The 6,459-nt window shown below is 55.4% G+C and carries 4 protein-coding genes and 1 rRNA gene; all 5 read left to right on the top strand.

Annotation, left to right across the window (positions count from 1 at the left end; all coding sequences use genetic code 11):
* Nucleotides 1-148: 148 nt before the first annotated feature.
* A 5S ribosomal RNA gene (gene rrf, locus DFO52_RS19180) occupies nt 149-264 on the top strand.
* A 241-nt stretch (nt 265-505) separates the two neighbouring features.
* Nucleotides 506-1,435 (top strand): homoserine O-succinyltransferase, encoded by a 930-nt coding sequence (gene metA / locus DFO52_RS19175; protein WP_024906663.1) that lies wholly within the window; start codon nt 506-508, stop codon nt 1,433-1,435.
* A gap of 270 nt (nt 1,436-1,705) precedes the next feature.
* Nucleotides 1,706-3,307, top strand: a complete 1,602-nt coding sequence (gene aceB / locus DFO52_RS19170; protein ID WP_133550995.1) for a malate synthase A — start codon at nt 1,706-1,708, stop codon at nt 3,305-3,307.
* 31 nt (nt 3,308-3,338) lie between these two features.
* On the top strand, nt 3,339-4,643 hold the full coding sequence (gene aceA, locus DFO52_RS19165; protein WP_029742132.1) for an isocitrate lyase: 1,305 nt from the start codon (nt 3,339-3,341) through the stop codon (nt 4,641-4,643).
* A 52-nt stretch (nt 4,644-4,695) separates the two neighbouring features.
* Nucleotides 4,696-6,447: a bifunctional isocitrate dehydrogenase kinase/phosphatase gene (gene aceK, locus DFO52_RS19160; protein WP_133550994.1), complete on the top strand. Its 1,752-nt coding sequence runs from the start codon at nt 4,696-4,698 to the stop codon at nt 6,445-6,447.
* Nucleotides 6,448-6,459 lie beyond the last annotated feature (12 nt).

Raw genomic sequence — 6,459 nt, 5'->3', positions numbered from 1 at the left:
TGATAGGTCGGGTGTGTAAGCGCAGCGATGCGTTGAGCTAACCGATACTAATGAACCGTGAGGCTTAACCTTACAACGCCGAAGCTGTTTCGGCGGACGAGAGACAGACAATCAAATTTCAGCTTTGATACAGATTTAACAGAATTTGCCTGGCGGCTTTAGCGCGGTGGTCCCACCTGACCCCATGCCGAACTCAGAAGTGAAACGCCGTAGCGCCGATGGTAGTGTGGGGTCTCCCCATGTGAGAGTAGGGAACTGCCAGGCATCAAATAGAAGAACCCCGTACCGTAAGGTGCGGGGTTTTTTGCTTTGCGCGTCAGAAATCATGCCGAGTGGCTTTGTAGGCCCGGTAAGCGCAGCGCCACCGGGTAAGTCAAACCGCCCCATCCTCTCCTTGAAACTTTCTCACCTTCTGCTTGCAGACTCGACATTCAAACCATTTCTGGGTATCGTTAGCTGTCTGGATGTCTAAACGTTTATACGTATGCTGTGAGGATATAAAGTTATGCCGATTCGGGTGCAGGACGAGCTACCAGCCGTCAATTTCTTGCGTGAAGAAAACGTCTTCGTGATGACGGCTTCGCGTGCGACAGGTCAGGAAATTCGCCCGCTGAAGGTGCTTATTCTCAATCTGATGCCAAAAAAGATCGAAACAGAAAACCAGTTCCTGCGTCTTCTGTCTAACTCCCCGCTGCAGGTTGATATTCAGCTGCTGCGAATCGATGCTCGTGAGTCACGCAACACGCCTTCTGAGCATCTGAACAACTTCTACTGTAACTTCGATGACATTCAGGGTGAAAACTTCGACGGACTGATTGTGACCGGCGCGCCGCTTGGCCTGGTTGAATTTAACGATGTCGCCTACTGGCCGCAGATCAAACAGGTGCTAGAGTGGGCAAAAGATCACGTTACGTCCACATTGTTTGTCTGTTGGGCGGTACAAGCCGCGCTGAATATTCTTTATGGCATCCCCAAGCAAACCCGCACTGAAAAGCTCTCCGGCGTATACGAACACCACATTCTTCACCCACATGCGTTGCTGACGCGTGGTTTCGATGACTCCTTCCTGGCCCCGCATTCGCGCTACGCCGATTTCCCGGCCCAGTTGATTCGTGATTACACCGATCTGGAGATCCTGGCCGAAACGGAAGACGGGGATGCTTACCTGTTTGCCAGCAAGGATAAACGCATTGCTTTTGTGACCGGGCATCCTGAGTACGATCCGCATACCCTCGCGTCAGAGTATTTCCGCGATGTCGAAGCGGGTCTTAATCCGGATGTACCGTACAACTATTTCCCGAAAGACGATCCGCAGAACAAACCGAGAGCAACCTGGCGCAGCCACGGGAATTTGCTTTTCACTAACTGGCTCAACTATTACGTCTACCAGATCACGCCATACGATCTGCGCCACATGAATCCGACGCTGGAGTAATCTTCTGCACTAAACGATCCTAAAGCGTTTCAGCTATTCAAATTAGGCACCTTCGGGTGCCTTTTTTATTTCCGAAATGTCACTCACCGTTCGATCCAACTTTAATCTCAATGAAATCAATCAATTAATTACAATTAATAATTAAAATGGAAATTGTTTTTGATTTTAGAAAAAATATAGATAGTCTTAATTCTGCTGAGCGAAAACTACCCAACGATCTTTCGTTCGCATCGGGGGCGTGATTTTGGATCTTTGATGAGGAGCAGAGTAATGACTCAACAGGCAACGACGGTCGATGAACTGGCCTTTACCCAGCCGTATGGCGAGCAAGAACAGCAGGTTTTGACGGCGGAAGCGATAGAATTTCTGACTGAACTGGTGACTCGCTTTACGCCGCAGCGTAATAAGCTGCTGGCGGCACGCATTCATCAGCAGCAGGAAATTGACGATGGCAAGTTGCCTGGCTTCATTTCGGAAACCGCTTCCATTCGCCGTGGCGAGTGGAAAATCCGCGGCATCCCTGAAGATTTACAGGATCGTCGCGTTGAGATCACCGGTCCGGTAGAGCGCAAAATGGTGATCAACGCCATGAACGCCAACGTTAAAGTCTTTATGGCCGATTTTGAAGACTCACTGGCGCCGGACTGGCGTAAGGTCATCGAGGGGCAGATCAACCTGCGCGACGCCGTGAACGGCACCATCAGCTATACCAACGAAGCCGGCAAAATTTACCAGCTCAAACCGAACCCGGCGGTGCTGATCTGTCGCGTACGCGGCCTGCACCTGCCTGAAAAACATGTCACCTGGCGTGGGGAAGCCATTCCGGGCAGCCTGTTTGATTTCGCGCTCTATTTCTTCCACAACTACAAGAACCTGCTGGCAAAAGGCAGCGGCCCTTATTTCTATCTGCCAAAAACGCAGGCCTGGCAGGAAGCGGCCTGGTGGAGCGAAGTGTTCAGCTACGCGGAAGATCGTTTCAACCTGCCGCGCGGTACCATCAAGGCCACGCTGCTGATTGAAACGCTGCCAGCCGTGTTCCAGATGAATGAAATTCTGCACGCCCTGCGCGACCACATTGTCGGCCTGAACTGCGGACGCTGGGACTATATTTTCAGCTACATCAAAACCCTGAAAAACTACCCCGATCGCGTGCTGCCGGATCGCCAGGTCGTGACCATGGATAAACCGTTCCTGAGCGCCTACTCGCGTCTGCTGATCAAAACCTGCCACAAGCGCGGCGCCTTTGCGATGGGTGGCATGGCGGCATTTATCCCGAGCAAAGACGCAGAGCGCAACAATCAGGTGCTCAACAAGGTGAAAGCCGATAAAGAGCTTGAAGCCCGTAACGGTCACGACGGCACGTGGATTGCCCATCCCGGCCTGGCCGATACGGCAATGGAGGTCTTTAACCACGTTCTCGGCGACAACAAAAACCAGCTGTTTGTCACGCGCGAAGACGATGCCCCAACGGCTGAAGAACAGCTGCTGGCACCGTGCGCGGGCGAGCGAACGGAAGAGGGCATGCGTGCCAATATCCGCGTCGCGGTCCAGTACATCGAAGCGTGGATCTCCGGCAACGGCTGCGTACCTATCTACGGCCTGATGGAAGATGCCGCGACGGCGGAGATCTCACGTACCTCCATCTGGCAGTGGATCCACCATCAAAAAACGCTCAGCAACGGCAAACCCGTGACCAAATCTCTGTTCCGCCAGATGCTGGCAGAAGAGATGCGGGTGATCCAGGACGAGCTGGGCGAACACCGCTTCAGCAGCGGACGTTTTGACGACGCTGCGCGCCTGATGGAGCAAATCACCACATCAGATGACTTAATCGACTTCCTGACCCTGCCGGGCTACCGCTTCCTGGCGTAACTCACCACATAACAATATGGAGCATCTGCACATGAAAACCCGTACCCAACAAATCGAAGAGTTGAAGAAAGAGTGGACACAGCCTCGCTGGGAAGGCATCCGCCGTCCTTACAGCGCGGAAGAAGTGGTGAAATTACGCGGCTCGGTCAACCCGGAATGCACGCTGGCACAGAACGGTGCGGCGAAAATGTGGAAGCTGCTGCACGGCGGCTCTAAAAAAGGCTACATCAATAGCCTCGGCGCGCTGACCGGCGGTCAGGCGCTGCAGCAGGCGAAGGCCGGTATTGAAGCTATCTACCTCTCCGGCTGGCAGGTTGCGGCGGACGCAAACCTGGCGTCCAGCATGTATCCGGATCAGTCGCTCTATCCGGCTAACTCCGTGCCGTCGGTGGTGGATCGGATCAACAACACCTTCCGCCGTGCGGATCAGATCCAGTGGGCTGCCGGTATCGAACCTGGCGATCCGCGCTTTACTGACTACTTCCTGCCGATCGTCGCGGATGCGGAAGCGGGCTTCGGCGGCGTGCTGAACGCCTTCGAGCTGATGAAATCGATGATTGAGGCCGGTGCAGCGGCCGTTCACTTCGAAGACCAGCTGGCGTCAGTGAAAAAATGCGGACACATGGGCGGTAAGGTGCTCGTTCCGACTCAGGAAGCGATTCAGAAGCTGGTTGCCGCGCGTCTGGCTGCTGACGTGCTCGGCGTGCCGACGCTGGTCATTGCCCGTACCGATGCGGACGCGGCGGACCTGATTACCTCTGACTGCGACCCGTACGACAGCGAGTTCATCACCGGCGAGCGCACCAGCGAAGGTTTCTACCGTACCCATGCCGGCATTGAACAGGCGATCAGCCGCGGCCTGGCGTACGCGCCTTACGCGGACCTGGTCTGGTGTGAAACCTCCACGCCGGATCTGGCGCTGGCAAAACGCTTTGCCGACGCCATCCACGCGAAATACCCGGGCAAGCTGCTGGCCTACAACTGCTCGCCGTCATTCAACTGGCAGAAAAAGCTGGATGACAAAACGATCGCCAGCTTCCAGCAGCAGCTGTCCGATATGGGCTACAAATACCAGTTCATTACCCTGGCAGGCATCCACAGCATGTGGTTCAACATGTTCGACCTGGCGCACGCCTACGCGCAGGGTGAGGGCATGAAGCACTACGTTGAGAAGGTGCAGCAGCCGGAGTTTGCGGCGGGCAAAGACGGCTACACCTTCGTGTCTCACCAGCAGGAGGTGGGAACCGGCTACTTTGACAATGTGACCACGATTATTCAGGGCGGTACCTCCTCCGTCACCGCCTTAACGGGTTCAACGGAAGAAGCACAGTTCTAATCTTTTCCCCCTCTCCCCTCTCGGGGAGAGGGTTGGGGGTGAGGGGGAATATATGTCGCGTGGCCTGGAATTGCTGATTGCCCAAACTATTTTGCAGGGCTTCGATGCCCAGTATGGTCGTTTTCTTGAAGTGACATCCGGCGCGCAGCAGCGCTTCGAACATGCAGACTGGCATGCGGTTCAGCAGGCCATGAAGCAGCGTATCCATCTCTACGATCACCACGTGGGTCTGGTGGTGGAGCAGCTGCGCTGTATTACCGACGGTAAAAGTCCCGACGCGGATTTTTTACTGCGCGTGAAGGAGCACTACACCCATTTGTTACCCGACTACCCGCGCTTCGAGATTGCGGAGAGCTTTTTCAACTCCGTCTATTGCCGGTTATTTGACCACCGCTCACTATCTCCTGAGCGGTTATTTATCTTCAGCTCCCAGCCCGAGCGACGCTTTCGAACCATTCCCCGTCCGCTGGCGAAAGATTTCTTTCCCGATCGCGGATGGGAAAAGCTCCTGCACCGCGTGCTAACGGATCTGCCGCTGCGCCTGCCCTGGGAGAATAAAACCCGGGATATCGACTATATTCACACCCATCTCAACGAAACCTTCGGCGCGGAGGTGCTTAGCCATAGCCATTTGCAGGTGGCTAACGAGCTTTTCTACCGCAATAAAGCCGCCTGGCTGGTCGGCAAACTGGTTACGCCGACCGCCATTGTGCCGTTTCTGCTGCCCATTCACCGTACCGACGACGGGGAACTGTTTGTCGATACCTGCCTGACCACCGGCGCCGAGGCCAGCATCGTGTTTGGTTTCGCCCGCTCCTATTTCATGGTGTACGCCCCGCTGCCTGCCGCCCTGGTGGAGTGGCTGCGCGAGATCCTGCCGGGCAAAACCACCGCCGAGCTGTATATGGCCATTGGCTGTCAGAAGCACGCCAAGACGGAAAGCTACCGGGAGTACCTGCGCTATGTCACGACGGCCGACGAGCAGTTTATCGAAGCGCCAGGCATTCGCGGTATGGTGATGCTGGTGTTTACGCTGCCGGGTTTCGACCGGGTCTTTAAGGTGATTAAAGACAGATTCGCGCCGCAGAAAGAGATGACCGCCGCGCACGTTCGCGCCTGCTATCAGCTGGTCAAAGAGCACGATCGCGTCGGGCGCATGGCGGATACCCAGGAATTCGAAAACTTTGTGCTGGATAAACAGCAGATCGACCCGGCGCTCATGGCGCTGTTAATGCAGGAAGCGCCCGCAAAAATCACCGATCTGGGTGATAAAATCGTGATTAGCCATCTCTACATCGAGCGCCGCATGGTGCCGCTGAATATCTGGCTTGAGCAGTCTGAAGGCCAGGCGCTGCGGGATGCCATTGAAGAATACGGCAACGCGATTCGCCAGCTTGCCGCCGCCAATATTTTTCCGGGCGACATGCTGTTTAAAAACTTCGGCGTCACCCGTCACGGGCGGGTGGTGTTCTACGATTACGACGAAATTTGCTACATGACCGAAGTGAATTTCCGCGATATACCACAGCCCCGCTACCCGGAAGATGAGCTTTCCGGCGAGCCGTGGTACAGCGTCTCGCCGGGCGATGTGTTTCCGGAGGAGTTTCGCCACTGGCTGTGTGCCGACCCGCGCATCGGGCCGCTATTCGAAGAGATGCATGAGGATCTGTTCCGCGCCAGCTACTGGCGCGGACTGCAAACGCGGATCAAAAATGGGCATGTCGAAGATGTGTACGCTTACCGCCGCAAGCAGAGGTTTTGCATTAGGTTTGCACCCTCTCCCTGTGGGAGAGGGCCGGGGTGAGGGCATCAGGCC

The organism is Enterobacter sp. AG326, from assembly GCF_004362415.1.
In the GTDB taxonomy this organism is placed as follows: Bacteria; Pseudomonadota; Gammaproteobacteria; order Enterobacterales; family Enterobacteriaceae; genus Enterobacter; species Enterobacter asburiae.
This window is presented reverse-complemented; position numbering and strand designations above follow the sequence as displayed.